This is a genomic window from Micromonospora sp. NPDC057141 (assembly GCF_042670805.1).
Taxonomy (GTDB): domain Bacteria; phylum Actinomycetota; class Actinomycetes; order Mycobacteriales; family Micromonosporaceae; genus Micromonospora.
On record NZ_JBHUVA010000032.1, the window covers coordinates 35,955 to 58,442 of the forward strand.

The 22,488-nt window shown below is 73.8% G+C and carries 18 protein-coding genes; 13 read left to right on the forward strand and 5 right to left on the reverse strand.

The window, feature by feature from the left end; translation table 11 throughout:
• Nucleotide 1: 1 nt before the first annotated feature.
• Complete coding sequence (locus ACFT41_RS17935) at nt 2-355, reverse strand: hypothetical protein (RefSeq protein ID WP_377587210.1); 354 nt, start codon at nt 353-355, stop codon at nt 2-4.
• Nucleotides 356-485: 130 nt separating this feature from the next.
• Between ACFT41_RS17935 and ACFT41_RS17940 the strand changes: the two genes are divergently transcribed.
• Nucleotides 486-1,385: a helix-turn-helix domain-containing protein gene (locus ACFT41_RS17940; protein WP_377587208.1), complete on the forward strand. Its 900-nt coding sequence runs from the start codon at nt 486-488 to the stop codon at nt 1,383-1,385.
• Nucleotides 1,385-1,585, forward strand: coding sequence for a DUF397 domain-containing protein (locus ACFT41_RS17945; protein ID WP_377587224.1), 201 nt, complete (start codon nt 1,385-1,387; stop codon nt 1,583-1,585). Before ACFT41_RS17940 ends, ACFT41_RS17945 begins: the two co-directional genes overlap by 1 nt.
• Nucleotides 1,586-1,663: 78 nt before the next feature.
• On the opposite strand, the gene ACFT41_RS17950 is transcribed toward ACFT41_RS17945, so the two are convergent.
• Both ACFT41_RS17950 and mgrA read right to left on the reverse strand, forming a co-directional pair.
• Nucleotides 1,664-4,957, reverse strand: a complete 3,294-nt coding sequence (locus tag ACFT41_RS17950; RefSeq protein WP_377587207.1) for an NACHT domain-containing protein — start codon at nt 4,955-4,957, stop codon at nt 1,664-1,666.
• Between the two features lie 140 nt (nt 4,958-5,097).
• Nucleotides 5,098-6,087, reverse strand: a complete 990-nt coding sequence (mgrA, locus tag ACFT41_RS17955; protein ID WP_377587206.1) for an L-glyceraldehyde 3-phosphate reductase — start codon at nt 6,085-6,087, stop codon at nt 5,098-5,100.
• A gap of 136 nt (nt 6,088-6,223) precedes the next feature.
• Here mgrA and ACFT41_RS17960 point away from each other — a divergent pair, with 136 nt between their 5' ends.
• From ACFT41_RS17960 to ACFT41_RS17970, 3 genes are all read left to right on the forward strand, one after another.
• Nucleotides 6,224-7,678, forward strand: a complete 1,455-nt coding sequence (locus tag ACFT41_RS17960) for a magnesium chelatase (protein ID WP_377587204.1) — start codon at nt 6,224-6,226, stop codon at nt 7,676-7,678.
• Between the two features lies 1 nt (nt 7,679).
• A complete protein-coding gene (locus ACFT41_RS17965) occupies nt 7,680-9,632 on the forward strand; it encodes a VWA domain-containing protein (protein WP_377587202.1) in 1,953 nt (650 codons plus the stop codon).
• Nucleotides 9,633-9,742: 110 nt separating this feature from the next.
• On the forward strand, nt 9,743-10,270 hold the full coding sequence (locus tag ACFT41_RS17970) for a hypothetical protein (RefSeq protein WP_377587201.1): 528 nt from the start codon (nt 9,743-9,745) through the stop codon (nt 10,268-10,270).
• A gap of 526 nt (nt 10,271-10,796) precedes the next feature.
• On the opposite strand, the gene ACFT41_RS17975 is transcribed toward ACFT41_RS17970, so the two are convergent.
• Nucleotides 10,797-11,081: a DUF427 domain-containing protein gene (locus ACFT41_RS17975; protein ID WP_377587200.1), complete on the reverse strand. Its 285-nt coding sequence runs from the start codon at nt 11,079-11,081 to the stop codon at nt 10,797-10,799.
• A 54-nt stretch (nt 11,082-11,135) separates the two neighbouring features.
• Between ACFT41_RS17975 and ACFT41_RS17980 the strand changes: the two genes are divergently transcribed.
• The 8 genes from ACFT41_RS17980 (at nt 11,136) to yidD (ending at nt 21,918) form a co-directional block, all read left to right on the forward strand.
• Complete coding sequence (locus ACFT41_RS17980; RefSeq protein ID WP_377587199.1) at nt 11,136-12,533, forward strand: FAD-binding oxidoreductase; 1,398 nt, start codon at nt 11,136-11,138, stop codon at nt 12,531-12,533.
• Nucleotides 12,530-13,873: a class I SAM-dependent methyltransferase gene (locus tag ACFT41_RS17985; protein ID WP_377587198.1), complete on the forward strand. Its 1,344-nt coding sequence runs from the start codon at nt 12,530-12,532 to the stop codon at nt 13,871-13,873. The genes ACFT41_RS17980 and ACFT41_RS17985 overlap by 4 nt, the downstream gene beginning before the upstream one ends.
• An 820-nt stretch (nt 13,874-14,693) precedes the next feature.
• The gene (locus ACFT41_RS17990; protein ID WP_377587196.1) at nt 14,694-14,915 is read left to right on the forward strand and encodes a hypothetical protein; all 222 of its coding nucleotides are present in this window, start codon (nt 14,694-14,696) and stop codon (nt 14,913-14,915) included.
• 11 nt (nt 14,916-14,926) lie between these two features.
• The gene (locus ACFT41_RS17995) at nt 14,927-16,123 is read left to right on the forward strand and encodes a hypothetical protein (protein ID WP_377587195.1); all 1,197 of its coding nucleotides are present in this window, start codon (nt 14,927-14,929) and stop codon (nt 16,121-16,123) included.
• A complete protein-coding gene (locus ACFT41_RS18000) occupies nt 16,120-17,652 on the forward strand; it encodes a hypothetical protein (RefSeq protein ID WP_377587194.1) in 1,533 nt (510 codons plus the stop codon). The genes ACFT41_RS17995 and ACFT41_RS18000 overlap by 4 nt, the downstream gene beginning before the upstream one ends.
• 137 nt (nt 17,653-17,789) lie before the next feature.
• Nucleotides 17,790-20,081, forward strand: a complete 2,292-nt coding sequence (locus ACFT41_RS18005) for a putative bifunctional diguanylate cyclase/phosphodiesterase (protein ID WP_377587193.1) — start codon at nt 17,790-17,792, stop codon at nt 20,079-20,081.
• A 205-nt stretch (nt 20,082-20,286) separates the two neighbouring features.
• Nucleotides 20,287-21,498: a hypothetical protein gene (locus tag ACFT41_RS18010; protein WP_377587192.1), complete on the forward strand. Its 1,212-nt coding sequence runs from the start codon at nt 20,287-20,289 to the stop codon at nt 21,496-21,498.
• A 45-nt stretch (nt 21,499-21,543) separates the two neighbouring features.
• Complete coding sequence (gene yidD, locus ACFT41_RS18015) at nt 21,544-21,918, forward strand: membrane protein insertion efficiency factor YidD (RefSeq protein ID WP_377587191.1); 375 nt, start codon at nt 21,544-21,546, stop codon at nt 21,916-21,918.
• Between the two features lie 102 nt (nt 21,919-22,020).
• Here the strand turns inward: yidD and ACFT41_RS18020 are convergent, their stop codons facing one another.
• The gene (locus tag ACFT41_RS18020) at nt 22,021-22,389 is read right to left on the reverse strand and encodes a VOC family protein (RefSeq protein WP_377587190.1); all 369 of its coding nucleotides are present in this window, start codon (nt 22,387-22,389) and stop codon (nt 22,021-22,023) included.
• Between the last annotated feature and the right edge of the window lie 99 nt (nt 22,390-22,488).

Consider the following 22,488-nt stretch of genomic DNA (forward strand, 5'->3'; position numbering starts at 1 on the left):
CTTAACTGAGGCGGCTGTCGATCTCGGCCGGCTTCTCGACGGGGACCAGGACACCGCTGCCGGACCAGTTGATGTCCTCGCTGGCGAGGGCCTTGTCCGGCTCGCCGTCCTCGTCCAGAGTGGAGTAGCCGGCGTGGTAGCGGCCGAAGCCGTATCCACCGGCCGCCAGGGTCGCCAGCGCCCACGGCCGTAGCTGGTCGCGCAGCTTGTCCGGCACCTGCCGGTCGACGGGCACCCGGACGACCCCGAGCAGGTCGTACCACTCGTCGGGCGTGCCCGCTTCGAGCACCCGGCAGAGCGAGAACGCGTGCCGCACCTCCGGCTCCAGACCAATCCACCTGACCTCGTTCAACATGCTGCCTCCTCGGTGACGGTCTTGGAGAGAGCATCGCCGACGATGGTGCTTATATCAAGGGCGTAGCATGCGGCGAGTCTTTGTACTATGGTCGCCGATGTGCCTGCGACCGTGAACGGATGGGGTTGAGATGACGACGAACGCCGCAAGGACCCGCCGCAAGTCGACGCCGCCGCTCGCGTCGCCCACGGTGCAGGCGTGGGAGCTGGGGCTGCGCCTGCGGGAGCGCCGCGAAGAGGTGGGCATGACGGCGGTCGCGGCGGGCCGCGCCAGCGGTATCACCCAGGCGTACATCTCCGGGGTGGAGGCCGGCCGGGTCAAGCTGCCCGGCGACCGGCTGGCCCAGCTCGTCAAGATCTACGAGATCGACCCGTCCGACGCCGCCGAGCTGGAGGAGCTGCGGGTCGGTGCGATGCAGCGGGCCTGGTGGCACCAGTATTCGCAGCTCTTCCCGGCCGACTTCCTGCGCTTCCTCGGCTACGAGGCGGGCGCGGAGCACATCCGCACCTACGACAATGAGCTGCTACACGGGCTGTTGCAGACCGAGGGGTACGCCCGCGCGGTCATCCGGGGCGGCAACACCTACGTCCGGCTGACCGAGATGGACCGGCGGATCGCCGCGCGGATGGCGCGGCAGCGGCGGCTCGGCGGCGACCACCCGATCCGCGTGACCTCCGTGATCGCCGAGGGCGTGCTGCGGCAGCAGGTGGGCGGCTCGGAGGTGATGCGCGCCCAGCTCGACCACCTCGACCGGCTGCTCACCGAGCGCCCCGAGCAGATCGAGATCCGGGTGATGCCGTTCGCCGCCGGGGCGCACCCCGCGCTCGGCGGCCCGTTCCAGATCCTGTCGTTCCCGTCGCCCCGGCTGCCCGACCTCGTGTGGCAGGAGGTGCTGACCTCCAGCGACATCATCGACCAGTCGAGCCGGGTCGCGGACTACGTGGTGACGTTCGCCGAGGCGCGGGAGCGGGCGTTAGGCTCGGACGAGTCGCTGGCGCTGATCCGGCGGATCGCGAAGGAGATGACGTGATGGCCCCTCGCCCCACCCCCGACCGTGGCTGGTTCAAGTCCTCCCGCAGTTCCAACAACGCGGCGTGTGTCGAGGTGCGGTTCGTCGGCGGCGCGGTCGACGTCCGCGACACCAAGGACCGCAGTGGCCCGGCGCTCGCCTTCGACGGTGGCTCGTGGTCCAGCTTCCTGGCCGGGCTCAGGGCCGGCTCGGCGCGGTAGCGCCCTTCCTTCACGGTGCGGGCGGGCCACGACAGCTCGGACCGCCCGCTCTGGTCCGCCGAGATGCATCCTGAGCCTTCAGAAGCGCTTGATACGTATGCCGCGGGGCTTGGCCGTGTCGTCCAGCTCGATGTTTCTTGACAGATACACGGTGGTGCGTTTCCCGCGCAGCGGCGTCAGGTCGATCCCGGGTGCCGGAGCCCCTATCCACAGATCCTTCAGTTCTGACAGGTCGCCGAGTGGCGTGAGGTCGAGAACGTGCTCGGTGTTGCCGATGTACAGCAACCGCAGCCGGGCGAGGCTCGACAGTGGCGTCAAGTCGGTAACCGACGTGGCTTCGATGTCCAAGCGAGTGAGCGACGGAAATTGCGAAAGCAGCTGAATGTCTGTCACCCATCGGCACCGTAAGAGGACCAGATTGGTGAGACCAAGCTGGCTGATCTGGGCCACGAGCTGAGAGAAGCCGCCGGCAGGCTCTGCGGCCCTCGTCAAATTCAGTTCGGCTAGGTGGGACAGCGGGGCAAGGATGTTTGCGTCCCATGAGGACCGCGGAGAAGTGCTTAGTTCCGTCAACGACGGGAGGCTTGCGAGGAGCTCTCGGGTGACCGGCGCGCCCCAGACGCCGAGGGCGGTTAGTTTGCTGAGGCCAGCCAAGGCCGCCAGATCTTGATTTGCCGCGAGGTTGTGGAGGTGCAGGCGAGCGAGGTTTGGCAGAGTGGCGAGGGCGCTCAGGTCCATTTGCCTGCCAGCGACCGAAATCTGCAGGGAGTTCAGGCCGGCGTGCTTGGCGAGGTGTTCGAGGCTTCCGATGAACCTTGAGGCCACGGATAGCGAAACTAGATGTGGTGCGTCGGCAAGCAGTTCAAGATCGATCTTGTCAGAAGACATGAATGTGGCGCCAGTGAGGTGACGGAGCCGGGGCAGCGCTGGCAGCAGGCTGGCGCTGCTGATTGTCGCTTTGCCATCTTCAAGCGGTGCATCGGCGAGGACCTTCTCAGCGTATTCGTGGGGGTCGAAGTATTCCCAGGCGGTGATGAGTTCTCGTTGGACGCGGGGACGAGGATCGGCGGCGAATCGGGCGAGGCTGGCCAACGCTGCGGGTCCGTTGACCAAGGCGACAGCCCGGACGGTTGCCGCAGCTTGGGCCTCGCTCAGCGTCCCGAGGTCGGCGGGCAGCTCGGCGAGCAGCGGTTCTCCGACTGCGGCCAGGGATCGGGCCTCGGCCACGGACCGGGGCAGCAGGCTGCGCAGGTGCGAGCGGATCCGGGTGAGGATCTCCGGCTCGACCGCAGGCGCGGTTTCCAGACAGGCCGCCGCGAGCAGCCGCAGTCTGCGGGCCTTCTTCGGTTGCTCGTCGGCGAGGGCGAGCAGGCCGGTCAGCAACTGGGTGCGGATGGGCGCGTTGGCGTGGCCGGCGGCCAGGATGATGGTTTCGCGCCAGGTGTCGAGGTGGGCGTGTTCGAGGAGCGCGCCGGTGTGTCCCTGGTCGGCGGCTTCGCGGGCTGCCAGGTATTCCTGGAAGGTGCGGTGGACGAAGTCGATGCGGTCGGGTATCGGTTCGCGCAGGATGCCGCTGCGGTGGATCATGTGGTCGAGCACGGCGTTGGTGGGTGCGGCGATGCGCCGGATCCCGGCCAACCGGTGGGCGAAGCGTTGTTCGGCTTCGGCGCGGGTGAGCTCGGTTCGGCTGTTCTGGGTCAGCCACCAGGCGACTTCCTGCAGGACCTGGGCCTGGTCGCGGCTGGTGAGATCGGGCAGGTCGGTGAAGACGCCGCGTTGCGAGTCACGGCGGTGGAGCAGCATGTCGATCGCGGCCTGATAGATGTCCATCCGATTACGCGGCAGGTTGCTGTCGCGGTCGAGGTTGAGCGCGCACAGCATCGCGCACAGCAGCGGGCTGCCGGCGAGGTTCTGCAGGTGGGCGCTGCCGTCGAGCTGGGCGAGCAGTCGTTGTTCGTAGCCGGGCAACAGGTGGGACTCGCAGGGCAGGTCCCCGGCGCGGCGGACGGCCTCGTGCCAGTGGCGGATCAGGGCCTTGACGTCGGCCGGTCCCATCCGCTCCAGGAACACCGAGGTGAATCCCTCGGAGTTCAGCCACTTGGCGGACGCGGCGGCGGGCCGGGAGGTGACCACGACCCGCAGGTCGGGGTAGGCGGCCAGCAGGCCGCGCAGCCAGTCCCGGACCGCTCGCCGTTGGGCTTCGGGCACCTCGTCGACGCCGTCGACGCACAGGATCGCCCCTGCGGCCAGTTGGCGGTGCGCCCAGCCGGGAGGCATCAGCCCGGCAACCGTGGCGGCGATCAGGTCGAGGAACCGTTCCGGGGGAGGCAGGAGCTGAGCGACGTGGTCACGCAGCCGGATTAGGAACGGGGTGCGCCCGTTCCAGCTGTCGAGCTCTCCGGTGAACCCGTGCCGGGCTGCGGTGACCGCGATCCACTGCAGCAGGGTGGTCTTGCCGGAGCCGGCATCGCCGCGCAGCAGGACCCGCTCGGCAGCGCCGAGGGCCTGCTCGGCCCGTACGGAGGAGCTGTCACCGCCGCCGTCGGAGCGCAGCCGGCCGGGATCCCAGCGGAACCCGCCACGGCGCAGGCTGCGGGTGTTGGTCCCGGTGACGGCCAGGCTGATGTAGGCGATGCTCAGCGGCGTGCGTAGCCGGTAGCGGTGTACGTCGATGCCGAACAGTTCCAGAAGGTCCAGCACGGTGAGCAGATGGGCCAAATACCGGGTCCGGAACTGGGTGTCGTGGCTGGTGCCGGCGGGGGCGTCCAGGCTGGTCACCGGCAGTCGCGCCAGGACCTGGGAGAGGCCGTCGGCGACCGTGGTCAGCCGTTCCAGGGCCTGCACGGTGGCGCGGGCCTGGAACGGGCCGAGCTGGACGACCAACTGGGTCAGGCAGGTGCAGCACTCGTCGAGGACCCTGCCGTACAGGTGGGCGGCGGCCTCGCTCAGCCCGGTCCGATCGGGGACGTCGGGCAGTTGCCGGCGCAGCCGGGTGGCCATCAGCGCGGGGTCGACGTCGTCGGCGAACACCGCCGCGTCGGACAGGTCCGCATCCCGCAGCGTGTCGGCCACCGCGTCCAGGGCCGCGGCGACCTCGTTGTCGGGCAGCGCCTGCTCGCCGCGGCGGACCAGTGGCCGAAGCCGTTCGTAGACGGTGTCGACGATGTCGTCCAACCGCCGGCCGGCCCGGCGTACTCCGAGGTCGTCGGCGATTCCCGAGCCGATCAGCTCGATCAGGGAGGTGTCACGTTCCCGTTGGGCGCGGCGGTTTCCCAGCCACCGTCTCACCGCTGGCGTCACCACCGAGCCTGCGGTGCGTAACAGTGCCGTCTCGACCAAGCCCACGCCGCGCATCCCCTCGCTGCCTGCCATACCCGGCCGGTGAGCGTGTCGGCACCTTGGGGCCGTTGCCTGAACGGGCCCGCGCGGCGGACGTCCTTGCCGAGTGTCCACTTAGGCTAACAGTGGGTACTCGCCACCATGGGGAGCGCGGCGGGGCCCGATGGCGACGCTCAGCCGAGGTGGCCGTCGATCTCGGCCAGCTCCTCGGCGGTGAAGTCCAGGTTGTCCAGGGCGGCGACGTTCGCCTCCAACTGGGCGACGCTGCTCGCGCCGATGATCAGGCTGGTCATCCGCGGGTCGCGCAGCGCCCAGGCGAGCGCGAGCTGGGCCAGGGACTGCCCGCGCCGGGCGGCCACCCCGCCGAGCGCCCGGATCGTGGCCATCTTCTGCTCGTCGAGGTCGCTCTCGTTGAGGAAGACGCTCGTGCGCACCCGGGAGTCCTCGGGGATCCCGCCCAGGTAGCGGTCGGTGAGCAGGCCCTGGGCGAGCGGGCTGAACGCGATGCAGCCGGCCCCCACCCGCTCCAGCGTGTCCAGCAGGCCGTCGCGCTCGGTCCACCGGTTGAGCATCGAGTACGACGGCTGGTTGATCAGCAGCGGCGTGCCGAGGTCCCGCAGGATCGCGGCGGCCCGCTCGGTCTGCGCCGAGTCGTAGTTGGAGATGCCGACGTAGAGGGCCCTGCCGGAGCGGACGATCGCGTCCAGCGCGCCCATCGTCTCCTCCAGCGGGGTGTCCGGGTCGAACCGGTGCGAGTAGAAGACGTCGACGTAGTCCAGCCCCATCCGGCGCAGCGACTGGTCCAGCGAGGCGATCAGGTACTTCCGGGAGCCCCACTCGCCGTACGGGCCGGGCCACATGTCGTACCCGGCCTTGCTGGAGATCACCAGCTCGTCCCGGTACGGCTTCAGGTCCGTGGCGAGCAGCCGGCCGAAGTTCTCCTCCGCCGACCCGGGCGGCGGGCCGTAGTTGTTGGCCAGGTCGAAGTGGGTGACGCCGAGGTCGAAGGCGCGCCGGACGATGTCCCGCTGCCGCGCGAACGGGCGGTCCGGCCCGAAGTTGTGCCACAGCCCGAGCGAGACTGCCGGCAGCCGCAGCCCGCTGCGCCCGCTGCGCCGGTAGGTCATCGTCTGGTAGCGCTCGTCCGAGGCAAGGTACGTCACGGCACCGACCCTATCGGTGATCCGCCTCGCCGGGCCGGTCCCGCCGTGCACCGCGGTTAGGAAGGGGCCCTTCCTCCACAGAATGCGTTGACAGGTGGCCCCTCCTTGCACGCGGGCCCGCGCTAGCGTTGGTGGGGTGACTGAGCCCAACCAGGTTCTCCCGGTCCCGCCCGTAGACCTGCCCGCCACCCTCGGCGCGCTGCGGGCCGCCGGGCACCGCTACCGCACGGTCAAGCAGGAACTCCGCGACAACCTCCTCGCCCGGCTGCGCGCCGGCGGGGACCGCTTCCCCGGCATCGTCGGCTACGACGACACGGTGCTGCCCGAGGTCGAGCGGGCCCTGCTCGCCGGCCACGACATGGTGCTGCTCGGCGAGCGCGGCCAGGGCAAGACCCGGCTGATCCGCTCCCTGGTGGCGCTGCTCGACGAGTGGACCCCGGTCATCGCCGGCTCGGTGCTCAACGAGCACCCGATGCACCCGCTCACCCCCGCGTCCCGCGCCCTGGCGGCCGAGGCCGGCGACGACCTGCCGGTCGCCTGGCTGCACCGCAGCATGCGCTACGGCGAGAAGCTGGCCACCCCGGACACCAGCGTCGGCGACCTGATCGGCGACGTCGACCCGATCCGGATCGCCCAGGGGCGCACCCTCGGTGACCCGGAGACCATCCACTTCGGGCTGGTGCCGCGCACCAACCGGGGCGTCTTCGCCGTCAACGAGCTGCCCGACCTCGCCGAACGCATCCAGGTGGCGCTGCTCAACGTGCTGGAGGAGCGCGACATCCAGGTGCGCGGCTACCAGCTGCGGCTGCCGCTGGACCTGCTCCTGGTCGCCAGCGCCAACCCGGAGGACTACACCAACCGGGGCCGGATCATCACCCCGCTCAAGGACCGCTTCGGCGCGGAGATCCACACCCACTACCCGCTCGGCCTGGAGCTGGAGCTGGCCCTGATCCGGCAGGAGGCCGACCTGGTCGCCGAGGTGCCGGAGCACGTGCTGGAGGTGCTGGCCCGGTTCGCCCGCGCGGTGCGCGACTCCCCGTCGGTCGACCAGCGCTCCGGCGTCTCGGCCCGGTTCGCGATCGCCGCCGCCGAGACCGTCGCCGCCGCCGCGCTGCGCCGCTCCGGCCTGCTCGCGGCCGGTGCCACCACCGACGGGGTACGCGGGGAGGCGCCCGTCGCCCGCGTCGGCGACGCGGTGTCGGTGACGTCCACGCTGCGTGGCAAGGTCGAGTTCGAGAGCGGCGAGGACGGTCGGGAGGTCGAGATCCTCGCCCACCTGCTGCGTACCGCGACCGCCGACACGTTCCGGGCCCGGCTCGCCGGGCTGGACCTGTCCGGCTTCACCGCGCTGGTGGACGACGGCCGGGTCGTGGAGACCGGCGAGCTGGTCTCCTCGGGCGAGCTGCTGCGCCAGGTCGGCACCGTCCCCGGGCTGGCCAAGGCGCTGGACCGGATCGGGCTGGGCGACGCGCCGACGCCGGAGCAGGCGGCGGCCGGCGTCGAGTTCGTGCTGGAGGGGCTGCACCTGACCCGCCGGCTGGGCAAGGACGTCACCGACACCGGGCGCACCGTCTACGGCGGCCAGGGCTGAGGTGGCCGGCAACCGGTTCCGGTACGGCCAGTGGCGCGGCGGCCCCGACCCGCTCGCCCCGCCGTACGACGTTCGGGCGGCCGTCGACTCGGTCGGCGCGGAGGTGCTGGCCGGCGGCAACCTCCGCGAGGCGCTGCGCGACCTGCTGCGGCGTGGCCCGCAGGGGCGGGGCGGCCTCGACGACCTCGCCGCCCGGGCCCGCCGGCTGCGCCGCGAGGCGCTGCGCCGGGGCGACCTGGACGGGGCGGTGACCCGTGCCCGGGCCCTGCTCGACCAGGCTCTCGCCGCCGAGCGGGACGAGCTGCGCGGGCGCGACGACGAGGCGGCCCGGTTCGCCGAGACGGTGCTGGACGACCTGCCCCGTTCCACCGCCCGCGCCGTGCGGGAGCTGGCGGGCTACGAGTGGGTCAGCGACGAGGCCCGGCAGGCGTACCAGCGGATCCTCGACGGGCTGCGCGGCGACGTGCTGGAGCAGCGCTTCGCGGGGCTGCGCGACGCGGCGCGGGCCGCCGCCGGCCCGCAGGCCCAGCGGCAGCTCGCGGAGATGATGCGCGACCTCAACGACCTGCTGGCCCGGCACGCCCGGTCCGAGGACACCACCGACGCGTTCGCCGAGTTCATGCGCCGGCACGGCGAGTTCTTCCCGGAGCGGCCCCGGGACGTCGACGAGCTGGTCGACGTGCTGGCCCGCCGGGCGGCGGCCGGGGAACGGCTGATGCGGTCGTTGTCGGACCGGCAGCGCGAAGAGCTGGCCGGGCTGATGCGCGAGTCCCTCGGCGAGCGGCTGGCCGGCGAGCTGGCGGCGCTGGACGCGAACCTGCGGGCGCTGCGCCCCGACCTGCACCGGGGCGGCGGCGAGCGGGTCCGCGGCGAGCAGCCGCTCGGCTACGGCGAGGCGGCCGGCGCGCTCGGCGAGATCGCCGAGCTGGACGAGCTGCTCGACGCCCTGGACCAGGAGCACCCCGGCGCGACGCTGGACGACGTGGACGTCGAGGCGGTGGCCCGGACGCTGGGCCGCGAGGCGGCCGACGACGTGCGCCGGCTGCGGGAGCTGGAGCGGGAGCTGCGCCGGCAGGGCTGGGTGACCCGGGGCGCCGACGGGCTGACGCTGAGCCCGAAGGCGCTGCGCCGGCTCGCCGGCACCGCGCTGCGCCAGGTCTTCGCCGACCTGACCGCCGGGCCGCGCGGCCAGCACGACCTGCGTTCCGCCGGTGCGGCCGGCGAGGTCAGCGGGGCGTCGCGGCAGTGGGAGTACGGCGACGAGCAGCCGATCGACGTGGTGCGCACCCTGCACCGGGCGGTCCGCCGGGCGGGGCCGTCGGTGCCGGTGCAGCTCGCCGCCGAGGACTTCGAGGTGGCGGAGACCGAACGCCGGGCGTCGGCGGCGGTGGCGCTGTGCGTGGACCTGTCGTACTCGATGATCTCGCAGGGGCGGTGGGGGCCGATGAAGCAGACGGCGCTGGCCCTGTCGCACCTGATGGCGACCCGGTTTCCGCAGGACGCGCTCCAGATCATCGGGTTCGGCCGGCAGGCCGCGCCGCTGACCCAGGCGGAGCTGGCGGCCGTCGAGCCGGACCTGGAGCAGGGCACCAACCTCCAGCACGCGTTGCGGCTGGCGGGGCGGCACCTGCGCCGGTACCCGGGCGCGGAGCCGGTGGTCCTGGTGGTCACCGACGGCGAGCCCACCGCCCACCTCGACCCGGACGACGGCCAGGCCCACTTCCACTGGCCGCCGCTGCCGGAGACGATCGGGGCGACGATCCGGGAGGTGGACCGGCTGACCCGGGCCGGTGCGATGCTCAACCTGTTCATGCTCGGCGAGGATCCCGGCCTGCGCCGCTTCGTCGACGCGGTGGCCCGCCGGTCCCGGGGCCGGATGTTCACCCCCGACCTCGACGACCTCGGCGAGTACGTGGTCAGCGACTACCTGCGCGCCCGCCGGGGCCGCCGCTGAGCACCCGCCGATCCGGATCCGGGCGCGGCCCCCGACGGCCCGGCCCCGTCCGGGTGACCCGGACGCGGTAGCGCTGCCCGGCCGGGCCGGCACCGGGGTTGACTGGGATCGTGGACAGCGCGGGTTTGCGGCGGGCGTACGACGAGGTGCTCGCCGAGCTGGCCGCCGGTGGGTTCGAGCCGCCCGGCGACGGGGAACTGAGCGCCGAGCAGATCGTGGCGCACCTGGTGGCCAACGACGAGCTGATGACCGAGGCGACCGAGGCGGTGCTCGCCGGCTCCCCGTTCGCCTACTACGACCTGGACGCCGTCCACCGGCCGCAGCTCGACGCGTTGGTCGCCGAGTACGCCGGGCCGGCGGGCAGCGCGGAGCCGGTGGGCAGCGCCGGGCTGGCGGCGCTGGGCGGGCTGGCGGCCCGGTTGCGGGCCACCAGTTGGCGGTTCTGCGCGCTGGTGGACCGGCTGGGCCCGGCGGCGCAGACGCCGGTCGAGACCAGGCTGCATGAGGACGTCGACCTGCGGGTCGACGAGACGCTGCCCTGGGCCCGCACCCTCGACCTGCACGCCCGGGTCCACCTGCCGAAGCACCTGGCCCAGCTCCGGGCCCTGCGCCCGCAGTTCCACGCCCACCGCGCCTGATGGGCCTTCTGCTACGTCCACTCGCCGCCGACAGGTAACACACCGCAACCGCAGCCGCCGGGGGTGGCACCACCCGAGTGCCGCCCTTTGCTCTGCACCCGAATACGCAACGATCACGTAGCGCGACCGGCCTGCCCAGCGTGACGGCTCGCGCCTTGCGTGTGTGCCCAGGTCGAACGCCATGTTGCGTGGGTGGGTGCAGAGCAAAGGGGAAGGGGGAGGTGTGGCGAGGCGGGAGGAAGGTGACGCGGAGTCAGCTTGACCGGATGGGCGCAAACGGCAGCGAAGATGTCACGTGGTGTAGTCGAATTGCGTCAAGTCGTGCCGTTGCCGGGGCCGGCGGGGTGGCGCCCCCGGCGGGACGGGGACAGGTCAGGCGCGGGCCCGAAAGGCCCTGCGGTACGCCGACGGCGAGACGCCGACCCGCCCGTGCAGGCGCCGGCGCAGCGCGGTGGCGGTGCCGAAGCCGGACCGGCGGGCCACCTGCTCGACACCCAGGTCCTTGGCGACTAGGCCAGCCTCACGGTCAGTCGACGACCGAGACGTCCTTCCAGAACGCCACCCGGTCGCGGACCATCTCGGCCTCCGGCAACGGGTCCGGGTAGTACCAGACCGCGTCGGCGCTGCTCCGCCCGTCGTGCTCCAGCGTGTAGTACGAGGCGGTGCCCTTCCACGGGCAGAAGGTGTGCGTCGAGGACTCGCGGAGCACGTCGTCGCGCAGGGCTGCGCGCGGGAAGTAGTGGTTGCCCTCGACCACCACCGTGTCGTCGCTGTCGGCGATCACCAGGTCGTTCCAGACGGCTTTCGGCATGCTGTCCACGCTAGCGCCCCCACCGGAACGATCGTTCGCGCGTACAGTGATCTCATGCGCGCAATCCGTGTGGATCATGCAGTTGACCACGACGGAGCGGTGGACCTGCTGCGGCAGTCTTACGCCGCGGTGCCCGCTGGTGAGACCGTTCGACTGGCCAAACGCACCTCCAACCTGTTCCGGCCGAGATCCGCCCCGAGCGCCCCCGGCCTGGACGTCAGCGGCCTCGGCGGGGTGATCGGCGTCGATCCGGCCGCCCGCACCGCCGACGTGCAGGGCATGTGCACCTACGAGCGGCTGGTCGCCGCGACCCTGCCGCACGGGCTGATGCCGCTGGTGGTGCCGCAGCTGCGCACCATCACCCTGGGCGGCGCGGTGACGGGGCTCGGCATCGAGTCCACCTCGTTCCGGCATGGCCTGCCGCACGAGTCCGTCCTGGAAATGGACGTGCTCACCGGCGCGGGCGAGATCGTCACCGCCCGGCCCGACGGGCCGCACGCCGACCTCTTCGCCGGGTTCCCCAACTCGCTGGGCAGCCTCGGCTATGCCACCCGGCTGCGCATCGAGCTGGCCCCGGTCGGCAAGTGCGTGGCCCTGCGCAACGTCCGCTTCACCGACCTCGACGCGCTGGTCGAGGCGATCGGCGAGGTGACCGCCACCCGCTCCTTCGCCGGCGAGCCCGTGGACGCGATGGACGGGGTGATGTTCAGCCCCGGCGAGGCGTACCTGATGCTGGCGACCTTCACCGACGACGCGCCGCAGGTCAGCGACTACACCGGCCAGGGCATCTACTACCGGTCGCTGCCCCGGCGCACCCGCGACTGGCTGACCACCCACGACTACCTGTGGCGGTGGGACACCGACTGGTTCTGGTGCTCGGCGGCGTTCGGCGCGCAGCACCCGGTCGTGCGACGGCTCTGGCCGGCCCGGTTGCGGCGCAGCGACGTCTACCACCGGCTGGTCCGGCTGGAGCACCGGCACCAGGTGGCGGCCCGCATCGACCGGCTGCGCGGCCAGCCGGCCCGCGAGCGGGTGGTGCAGGACGTGGAGGTCCCCCTCGACGGCGCCGCCGACTTCCTGCGCTGGTTCGCCCGCGAGGTGCGGATGTCCCCGGTCTGGCTCTGCCCGCTGCGGCTGCGCGAGCCGGCCGGCCCCGGGTCGGCGCGGGTCTGGCCGTTATATCCGCTGCGGCCGGGCCAGAACTACGTCAACATCGGCTTCTGGGGGACCGTGCCGATCACCGGGGGCGCCGCCGACGGCGACGTCAACCGGCTGGTCGAGCGCGCGGTGTCCGACGCGGGCGGCCACAAGTCGCTCTACTCGGACGCGTACTACGACCGCGAGGCGTTCGACCGGCTCTACGGCGGGGACACCTGGCGCGCGGTGAAGGACCGTTACGACCCGGACCACCGGCTCACCGGACTTTACGAGAAGGCGGTAGCGCGAAGATGAGCCTGATTGACCGAGAACAGGGGGCGGCCGACGTCCCGTCCGTCCCGCCGGCCGGGGGGCGGCGCCCGACCCCGACCGTGGCCGACGTGGTCCGTGCCGTTACGGCCGGGGCCCTGCCGGTCCGGATCACGGGGTACGACGGCAGCGCCGTCGGCCCGGCCGACGCCGGGATCACCCTCGACGTCCGCTCCGAACGGGGCCTGTCGTACCTGCTGACCGCCCCGGGTGACCTGGGCATGGCGCGGGCGTACGTCAGCGGCGACCTGGACCTGGGTGGCGTGCACCCCGGCGACCCGTACGAGGCGTTGCGGGTGCTCAAGGACGAGTTGCGGTTGCGCCCGCCGTCGCTGGCCGAGGGGCTGGCCCTGGTGCGCGGGCTGGGCTGGGAGCGGCTGATGCCCCCGCCGTCCCCGCCGCAGGAGGCCGCGCCGCGCTGGAAGCGGGTGGTCAACGGGCTGCGCCACTCCCGCACCCGCGACAGCACCGCCATCTCCCATCACTACGACGTCTCCAACGCCTTCTACGAGCTGGTGCTCGGCCCTTCGATGACGTACACGTGCGCGGTGTACCGCAGCCCGGACGACACGCTGGAGCAGGCCCAGTCCGCGAAGTACGGCCTGGTCGCCGGCAAGCTCGGGCTGAAGCCCGGGATGCGGCTGCTCGACGTCGGCTGCGGCTGGGGCGGCATGGTCCGGCACGCGGCCCGGGAATACGGGGTGAAGGCGCTGGGGGTGACCCTGTCGCGGGCGCAGGCGCAGTGGGCGCAGGCGGCCATCGAGCGGGAGGGGCTGTCGGAGCTGGCCGAGGTGCGGCACCTGGACTACCGGGACGCCCCGCGCGAGCAGTTCGACGTGATCTCCTCGATCGGCCTGACGGAGCACATCGGGGTGCGCAACTACCCGGCCTACGTCCGGGCGCTGGGCGGCCGGCTGCGTCCCGGCGGGCGGCTGCTCAACCACTGCATCACCCGGGCCGACAACCGGGCGCCGCACCGCTCCGGCGCGTTCATCGACCGGTACGTCTTCCCCGACGGCGAGCTGGCCGGGCCGGGCCGGCTGATCAGCGAGATCCACGACGCGGGGCTGGAGGTGCACCACGAGGAGAACCTGCGCCAGCACTACGCGCTGACGCTGGCCGGCTGGTGCCGCAACCTGGTGGCGCACTGGGACGAGTGCGTGGCCGAGGTCGGCGAGGGCACCGCCCGGGTGTGGGGGCTGTACATGGCGGGGTCGCGGCTGGCGTTCGAGCGCAACGAGATCCAGCTGCACCAGGTGCTGGCCACTCGCAACGGCCCGCGTGGGGCGAACGGCTACCCGCTGCGGCCGGACTGGTCGGCCTGACCGGCGAGCACTGACGAAGGGGGACGGCCGCGCGGGCCGTCCCCTCTCGTCGACCTCATTGACAAGAAGAGGGTCAGCGGCTCAGCCATCCGAATTCCGGCGCTGCGGCTGGGAGTACGCCAGCGAAGGGCGAGTGCTGCCGCCGCTCAACGGCTTCCGGATCCGCTGAGGTCAGCACGGGGTGTTTTCACTGCTCGACGGGAAACTTGGAGGTGCAGAAGGTCGAGCGGGTGGGTACTGCGGGGGCCCCGCGCGCACCGTCTCCCGCCCGCCCTGCACCCGGGCCGCCGGCCCCGCCGTCGCGCCCACCGCCCGCTGGCCGGCACCGGCCATGATCGTCTGTCGTTTCACGAGACGACACGCCGCCGCACGTCTCGGCGGTGCCGGGACGTGCGGCGAGATCTTGGACAACTGGCGTTCATCGATGACAGCAACCGTCCAAGATCTGTGCTGGGGGGAGGGTGGCGGGAGAGCTGCGGGAGGGTGGGGGAGGGTGGCGGGGGCGGGACCATGCGGACGGTGACCGCGGGGATCACCCCCGCGTGCGCGGGGAACAGCACGTCTAGGCTGGGGCCGCCGCGAAGAACAGGGAGAATCGTGCGCAACCATCCGGCCGTCGTGCTGGTCGCCGTCCTGCTGTCCACCATGTCGTTGCCGATCTCGCTGACCGGTGCCTCGGTCGCGTTGCCGGACATCGGTCGCGACCTCGACGCCGGGCTGGCCGGGGTGCAGTGGGTGGTGAACGGCTACAACGCCACCTTCGCCAGCTTCATGCTCGCCACCGGCGCGCTCGCCGGGGCGGGCGGCCACCGGCGCCGGAATGATCAACACCGCCCGGCTGGCCAGCGAGACGATCGCCATCGCGGTGGTCGGGGCGGTGCTGGCCAGCACCACCGCCGGCCGGCTCGCCGACCCGGGCTTCACCTCGGGGTTGCGTACCGTGCTCTGGGTGATGGCCGGGGCGGCGCTGGCCGCCGCCGTCGCGGTGGCCGTGCTGGTCCGGCGCGGCGCGGCCCGCGCCGAACCGGCGCGGACCGCCTAAGGTGGCGTGTCGTGACGAGCACCGCGCGGCGACTGGCCGAGATCCGGGGCGGCGGTGCACCGCGCCGGCACAACGCCCGGACGATCGCCGCGCTGACCGGCAACCCCGGCTGCGAGCGCCGGGCCGTGCTGGACAGCGCGGGGGCCGACAAGCCGGGGCTGGCCGAGCGGGTCGGGTTCCCGGCCCGGTTCGGGCAGTCCCGCTTCGCGATCACCCGGGGTAACGCCTTCGAGGCGCAGGTCAAGGCCGACGGCGGGGCCGAGCTGCTGCGGCTGGTCGCCGAGCGGCTCGGCGTGGACCCGGGCGGCCCGGCGACCTGGACGGACCTGGGCGCGGACGACCGGCCCGCCGGGCGCGACGCGATCGACCGACCCGGCCCGGGCCCGGGGGACCGGCCCGCCGCGACCGACGAGCCTGACGCGACGGGCCCGGCCGGGCAGCTCGGCCGGGCCGCGCGGTCGCGGGCGGCGCTGGCCGCCGCCGCGCCGGCCGGCATCGACGAACCAGCCGCCCTGTTCGACCATCCGCTGCTCGGCCTGGACGTCGCCGGCCAGCGGGTGCACCTGGAGCCGGACCTGGTCGCGGCCCGGCTCGCCGGCCGGTTCCACGTCGTGGAGATCAAGTCGTTCCCGGTGATCGACGGGCAGGCTGACCCGGGCAAGGTGGCCGCCGCCGCGATCCAGTCCGCCGTCTACGTGCTCGCGCTGCGGGAGCTGCTCGCCGCCGAGGGACACGACGCGGCGCTGGTCTCCGCCGACGTGGTGCTGGTCTGCCCGCGCGACTTCGCCAACCGGCCCGTCGCCAGCCTGGTCGACGTGCGCAGGCAGCTGCTGGTGCTGCGCCGCCAGCTCGACCGGATGGCCCGCGTCGACGACCTGCTCGCCCGGGTGTCGGCCGGCTTCACCGCCGACCCGGCGGCCGACCCCGCGCGGCTGCGCCGGTCGCTGTCGGCGGTGCCGGCCCGCTACGCGCCCGACTGCCTGGCGGCCTGCGAGCTGGCCTACTTCTGCCGGCACGAGACCCGCACCGAGACGGCGGCGCTGGGCCGGCCGGTCCGCGAGGCGCTCGGCGGGGTCGCGACGGTGGCCGAGGTCCTCGCGTTGGCCTCCGGGTCCGACCCGGGCGCGCCCGAGCAGGCGGAGGCCGCCGCGCTGCTGCGGGCCGCGGCCCGGCTGCGCGCCGACGCCCTGGCCGGTCAGCCCGCATGAGTACGCTGCGCGCGCTCGCGAAAGCGCAGGCACTCGCGGCCGGGGTGGCCCAGCCGGTGGCCACCGTCCGGCATCTGCACCTGTCGGCCCGGCCGCTGGTGCTGGTGCCGCTGACCATGGCGGGCGAGGCGAACGCGCCCCTCGCGGCGCTGGTCGGCGACGCCCCCGACGCGGTCCGGCTGCTGCTCGTGCCGCAGCCGCGCAACCGCGACCAGCGGTTCGCGTTCGCCGCCGAGCTGGCCGGGATCGTGCTGCCCTACCTGGACTCGTTCCGGGGCGACACGGAGGCGGTCGCGGTCGACCGGGGGCGGGACGTGCGGCACCGGTACGTCGACGCGCCGCAACTCGTCGTGCCGAACGCGGCCGGGGTCACGTTCCTGCGGCTGTTCGGCCGCTCCACCCGGTTCCGCCGGCCCGACGGCGACTACCCGGTGCACCCGTCGGTGCCGCTGCTCGGGCGCTGGCTGACGTTCTTCGCCGAGCGGGCCGAGCATCCCGGCTCGTCGGCGCTGGTGGCGTTGACCGACGCGCTGACCCTGCACTGGGCCACCGGGCAGAGCGCGGTGGAGGACCGGCACCTGCCGGCGGTGCTCGGCTGGCTCGACCCGCCGCCGGGGCTGACCGGGGCGCAGGCGGCGGCCCGCGCCGAGGACCCGGCACGCTGCCCGCCCGCCGGCCCGGCCACCGACCCCGAGTTCGACAACCGGGTGCTCGCCCCGGCCATCGCCGCGTACGCCGACGCGGCCGACGACGAGGCGGCGCGGCGGTGCGCGTACGCGGAGCTGGAGCTGGCGCTGCGCGGCCAGCTCGCGCCCACCTGGGAGCTGGTGTGGCGCGGCCTGGGGTTGCTCGCCGCCCTGCCGCCGGGGGTGCGGGTGGCGGGGCGCTGGTCCGGCGACCGGGACGCCTTCACCGGCCACGCGGAGCACGTCGACGCGGGCGGCGGGCCGCAGCCGCGCCGCGACGGGGCGGTGGCGGCGGCGGTGCGCCTGCACCGGCTGGAGCGGGCCGCGGCCTCGTACGCGGTGCAGCGCGCCTACGACGACCCGCTGGTGATGGCCGAGCACCGGCTGACCGGGGAGGCGTTCGTGGGCGACGTGACCCTCGCCGACGCGGCGCGGGTGGACGACACCGGCAAGCGTCCGGTGCTGCGCCCCCGCATCCAGGTGGTGACCACCGAGCCGGTGGCGGTGCCGGTCGGCGCGACGCTGTACTCGCCGGCCCGGCCGACGCAGAAGGCGAAGGTGGTCTTCCTGACCCCGGCGGCCGACGGCAAGACCGAGGTGGTGCTGGAGCTCTCCGGCGGAATGGGTCGGGGGCTGACCGCCCCGCCGGGCACGGTGCCGGAGGTGGGGGAGCGGCTCTGCCTCACCACCCTGGCGGACGGGTTCCTGCCGGCGGGCGCGTTCCCCGCCCCCGAGGACACGCCGTGGACGCACGGCGGCCCGCCGGCCGCCCCCGCCGGTTCCGGTCCCGCCCCCGCTCCGGTGGGTGCGCCGGACGGCGACCCGACGGAGGAGTGGGGCTGACGGTCCCGCCACGCCACCGTCCTCTGTGCACCGGCCTGGCGGCCAGCCCGGTGGCTGGCTAGGCTTTCGTGGTTCGCTGTCAATCACCGGGCCTCGCCGTCGAGGGTGCGCGCAGGAGAGAGAGCCGGACGACCACTGTGCTGCCCCACGACGCACGTTCCGCCTGCGCGGCTCCCGCCGGGGCGGCCCGGTCCGGCCGGTTCGGGCTCGCCGTGGCCGCGGCGGCTCTGCTCGTCGAGCTGACCTGGCTGGTCGCCGCCCTGCCCGGCGCGGCCCTGTCCAGCGATCTCACCGCGATCGCCGTGGCGGGCTGGGCCAGCCACGCCTGCGTCCGGGCGGCCCGCCGGCACCCGGTGCCGCTGCGCCGGTTCTGGGTGCTGCTCGCCGTCACCATGTGCCTCGCCGCCCTCGGCCGGACGGTGTGGACGGTGCAGCGCCTCGGCGACGGCGCCCTGCCGCACACGATGCTCATCGGCGCGTTGTTCATCCTCGGCATCGGCACCGGCACCGCCGCGCTGCTCTGCTGCGCCGCCGCGCCGCGCAGCGTCGTCGGCCGGGCCCGTACCGTGCTGGACGGGGTGATCGTCGGCCTCGCCCTGATCCCGATCGGTTGGGTGGTGGTGTTCCGGGACATCACCGAGGCCGACCTGGCCGACCCGCTGCGCACCTTCGGGCTGCTCTACCCGATGCTCGACCTGATGCAGCTGACCATCCTCGTCGCGGTGGCCGGCCCGGCCCGCCCGATGTGGCGGCCGCTCGCCGCGATCGGGGCCAGCCTGAGCACCCGGGCGGTCGCCGACGCCGCGTACGTCTCGCTCTTCGCCCACGGCAGCTACGCCCCCGGCCATCCGATCGACGTGTGCTGGCCGCTGAGCTACCTGCTGATCGGTGCCGCCGCCCACCATCCGCCGCCCCCGGCCTGGCCCGCCTCGGAGGAGGCCGCCGAGCCGCCGCTGCCGCCGTGGTGGCGCGTCGCTCTGCCCTATCTGCCGGTGGGTGGGGCGATCGTGGCGGTGGTGCTGGCCCGCCGGCCCACCGGGCAGACCCCGCACCTGATCTTCGTCGGCATGGTGGCCCTGCTCGGGGTGCTCGCGCTGCGGCAGGGGCTGGCCGCCAACGAGAACCTGCGGCTCGTCGCCCGGCTGCGCCGGCTCGCCTACACCGACCAGCTCACCGGCCTGCCCAACCGGCTGACCTTCACCCGCCGGCTGCGCCGGGCGCTGCGCGACAGGCCCCCCGTCGCCGTGCTGCTGCTCGACCTGGACGGCTTCAAGCAGGTCAACGACCGGTTCGGGCACGGCACCGGCGACGACCTGCTGACCAGCATCGCCGGCCGGATGACGGCGGCCGTGGCCGGCGACGGCACCGTCGCCCGGCTCGGCGGCGACGAGTTCGCGGTCCTCGTCGACGGCGACCGGGAGGTCCGCCCGGAGCACCTGGCGGAACGGCTGCTCGACGCCCTGCAACCCTCCCCGGGCGAGGAGGAGGTGGGCGTGCACCCCTCGGCCAGCATCGGCATCGCCGAGTACGGCCCGCAGCACGCCTCCCACACCGACCTGCTCCGCGACGCCGACATCGCCATGTACGCGGCGAAGGCGGCCGGCAAGTCCGCGTACCGCACGTGCACCGCCGAACTGCGGGAGGCGGCGGTGGGCCGCGCCGAGCTGATCGCGGACCTGCGCCGCGCCGTCGACGAGGAACAGCTGCACCTGGAATACCAGCCGATCGTCGACCTGGCCACCGGCGAGGTGCGCAGCGCCGAGGCGCTGGTGCGCTGGCGGCACCCCCGGCTGGGGCTGCTCACCCCGGCCCGGTTCCTGCCGCTGGCCGAGGAGAGCGGGCTGATCCTGCCGATCGACCGCTGGGTGATCCACGAGGCGTGCCGGGCCGCCGCCATCTGGCGGGATCGCAACCCGGACGCCACCGTCGCGGTCAACATCGCCGCCGCGCACCTGCGCCGGCCGGACCTCATCGCCACCGTCACCGCGGCCACCGCCGGCGCGGGCCTGGCCCCCCGCGCGCTCACCCTGGAGCTGACCGAGTCGGCCCTGATCGAGGGAAGCGACGCGGTGCTGGACCGGCTGCGCCAGCTCCGCGAGCTGGGCATCCGCATCGCCATCGACGACTTCGGCACCGGCTACTCGTCGCTGAGCTACCTGCACCGCATCCCCGCCACAGAGCTGAAGATCGACCGGTCGTTCGTGGCCCGCCTCGGCGAGGACGCCCGCGCCTACGCCACGGTGGAGATGGTGGCCCGGCTCGCCGACGCGTTCGACCTGACCGTGGTGGCCGAGGGGGTGGAGACCGACCGGCAGCACGAGGCGGTCACCGCGATCGGCTGCCTGCACGGCCAGGGCTGGCGGTACGGCCGCCCCGCCGGCCTCGCCGACCTGTGCGCCGCCCTCACCCCGGCCACCGTGGAACGCTGACGCCGGCTGCGGAAGGCGTCACCCGGTGATCCACCCCCCACCCGGGTCCGGCGGCGAACGTGAATCGGCGCGCTGTCATCCGCCTACCGCGTTGTTTAGTCCACCGATCGGGTGATTAGCCCGTTTTGGTGGGTCCGTTGGGTTCGCCGCCGCCGTTGATCCGGGTGACACCCCGGTTGGTGGCTCGCGCGGCGAAGGAGTCGGCGTGGCGAAGACTGATTCGACGGGTTCCACAACAAGTTCGCCGGGCGGCACCTGGCGGCAGTCGACCGGCGCCACCTGGCGATACCGGTGGGCGCACCGGCAGAACGAGCGGCGGCAGCGGACGTACCGTGACGCCGAGCGGGCCTGGCGGCGGCGCGACGACGAGCTGCGGCGGCTGCGAGCTGCGGCGGCCGACTTCGGCCGGCAGGCCACCGCCGGCGACGGACTGCCCCTGGAACTCGCCCCCGGCGAGCGGGTGTTCTGGGCGCTGCCCGCCGCGCAACTGGTCGAGCTGCGGCACACCGCCGTGCTGCCCGCCCCGGACCTGTGCGTCGACCCCGCCCGGTCCGCGCTGCACCACCGACGCCCCGACGGGGTCAAGGTCACCGACGCCGGCCTCGCCGTGCTCACCGACCGCCGGCTCGTCCTGCTCGGCGGGCGCGGCCGGCGCGACTGGGCGTACGGGAGGATGACCGGCCTGGCCCACGACCCGGCGGCGCCGGTCACGCTGATCCAGGTCCTCGACCGGCGGCGCACCTCAGGCCTGCTGCTGCCCGCCGACGCCGCCGCCGAGTTCCGGTTCACCCTCACCCTGGCCTTCGCGGAGGCCATCGAGCAGCGGGGCGCCGTGCTCGCCCAGCTCGACGAGCTGATCGCCGAACACGATCAGACCCGGCCGTTCCGCCCCGCCATCGCCACCCCCGCCCAGGCCCGGATCACCTCCCTCGTGCCGGGCGGTCGGCGTACCGTCGCGGTGGCCGCCGCCGTGGCGCTGCTGGTGCCCGCGGTGCTGTTCGAGTCGGACCCGCCGGTGCGGCCCGGCCCGGACATCGCGTCCGCCGCCACCGCCGCGCCCACCGCCGTCCCGGCCGCGTTCCCCACCGACGGCCCGGCGGCCCCGCCGAAGCCGCGGCGCGGCACCACGCCAGGCACCGCCGTACCGCCCACCACGCCGGCGCCCGTCGGCCCGCCGGCCGCGAAGCGCGACGGGCTCTGCGGCGCGCCGGCCAACCCGTTCGGGTACGACTACTGCGGCGGCTCCCGCATCCGCCGGCCCGACGTGCGGGTGTGCGACTACTTCGACTGCGGGCAGGACTTCTGGGCCGGGGACGGGTACCTGGTGCAGTGCCGCGACGGCGCGCTCAGCCTCACCGGTGGGCGGGCCGGCGTCTGCGCCACCCACGACGGGCTGCGCCGCACGGTCTGGACCTGACTCCTCCGTTCGGGCAGGTGGCGCGCGTGTCACATCATCATCGGCATGTTCAACCTCAAGAGGGACCGCCACCGCAAGAAGAAGCGGCGTGGCGTCGACTCCTGCACCGACTGCGACTGCGACGGCCCGGACTGCTGCGACTTCGGGCTCTTCTCGTTCCTGCTCACCCTCGGCTCGGTGGCCGCCGGGGCGACCCGGGCGCCGGTCGTCGACCGGGCCGGCCGGGCCGCGATCCTCGGCTACCGGCGGTGGCTGTCGCACCGCTGGCCGGGCCAGTGCCGTTACACCCCGACGTGCAGCGCGTACGGGCTGGCCGCCGTCGAGCGGCACGGCCTGGCCGTGGGCGGGCGGATGGCCGCCGAGCGGCTGCGCCGCTGCAAGCCGCACGTCCCCCAAGGCACCCACGACCCGCTCCGCTGACCGCCCTCCCCAGACCGTGGACAGTTGTCGTCGTCGGCGGACGACAACTGTCCACGAACGCGCGGCCCGTGGTGTCGGCGTCGCCGCCCGGCCGCCCGCGCGTCATTCCGGGGCGTGGCAGACGGCCTCGACGTTGTTGCCGTCCGGGTCGCGGACGAACGCGCCGAAGTAGGTCGGGTGGTATTCCGGCCACACCCGGGGAGCGTGCAGCACCTCCGCGCCGGCGGCGACCGCCGCGTCGTGGAACGCCCGCACGGCGGCCCGGTCCGGGGCGGTGAAGGCGATGTGCGCCTCGTGCGCCGTACCGGTGGCGGTCGTGGGGCTCAGCCAGAAGTCGGGTGTGTCGCTGCCGTAGCCGAGCACGTCGCCGAACTCCATCAGCCGGCGCGCGCCCAGCGTCGCGAGGACGGCGTCGTAGAAGGCGGCGCTGGCCGGCACGTCGCGGACCTGGATGCCGAGGTGGTCGAGCATGACGTGTTCTCCTCGCGTGGGGTGGGCCGGGTCAGGCTAGACCCGCCCTACGACACTTCTCCCGACGCGACGTGCGCAACTGGCCACGCCGGGGCGCCG

What these genes read in the sequence shown, in the direction of transcription:
- ACFT41_RS17935 (WP_377587210.1), bottom strand. Translation starts at nt 355, where the DNA reads ATGTTGAACGAGGTCAGGTGGATTGGTCTGGAGCCGGAGGTGCGGCAC.
- ACFT41_RS17940 (WP_377587208.1), top strand. Translation starts at nt 486, where the DNA reads ATGACGACGAACGCCGCAAGGACCCGCCGCAAGTCGACGCCGCCGCTC.
- ACFT41_RS17945 (WP_377587224.1), top strand. Translation starts at nt 1,385, where the DNA reads ATGGCCCCTCGCCCCACCCCCGACCGTGGCTGGTTCAAGTCCTCCCGC.
- ACFT41_RS17950 (WP_377587207.1), bottom strand. Translation starts at nt 4,957, where the DNA reads ATGGCAGGCAGCGAGGGGATGCGCGGCGTGGGCTTGGTCGAGACGGCA.
- ACFT41_RS17975 (WP_377587200.1), bottom strand. Translation starts at nt 11,081, where the DNA reads ATGCCGAAAGCCGTCTGGAACGACCTGGTGATCGCCGACAGCGACGAC.
- ACFT41_RS17980 (WP_377587199.1), top strand. Translation starts at nt 11,136, where the DNA reads ATGCGCGCAATCCGTGTGGATCATGCAGTTGACCACGACGGAGCGGTG.
- ACFT41_RS17985 (WP_377587198.1), top strand. Translation starts at nt 12,530, where the DNA reads ATGAGCCTGATTGACCGAGAACAGGGGGCGGCCGACGTCCCGTCCGTC.
- ACFT41_RS17990 (WP_377587196.1), top strand. Translation starts at nt 14,694, where the DNA reads ATGATCAACACCGCCCGGCTGGCCAGCGAGACGATCGCCATCGCGGTG.
- ACFT41_RS18000 (WP_377587194.1), top strand. Translation starts at nt 16,120, where the DNA reads ATGAGTACGCTGCGCGCGCTCGCGAAAGCGCAGGCACTCGCGGCCGGG.
- yidD (WP_377587191.1), top strand. Translation starts at nt 21,544, where the DNA reads ATGTTCAACCTCAAGAGGGACCGCCACCGCAAGAAGAAGCGGCGTGGC.
- ACFT41_RS18020 (WP_377587190.1), bottom strand. Translation starts at nt 22,389, where the DNA reads ATGCTCGACCACCTCGGCATCCAGGTCCGCGACGTGCCGGCCAGCGCC.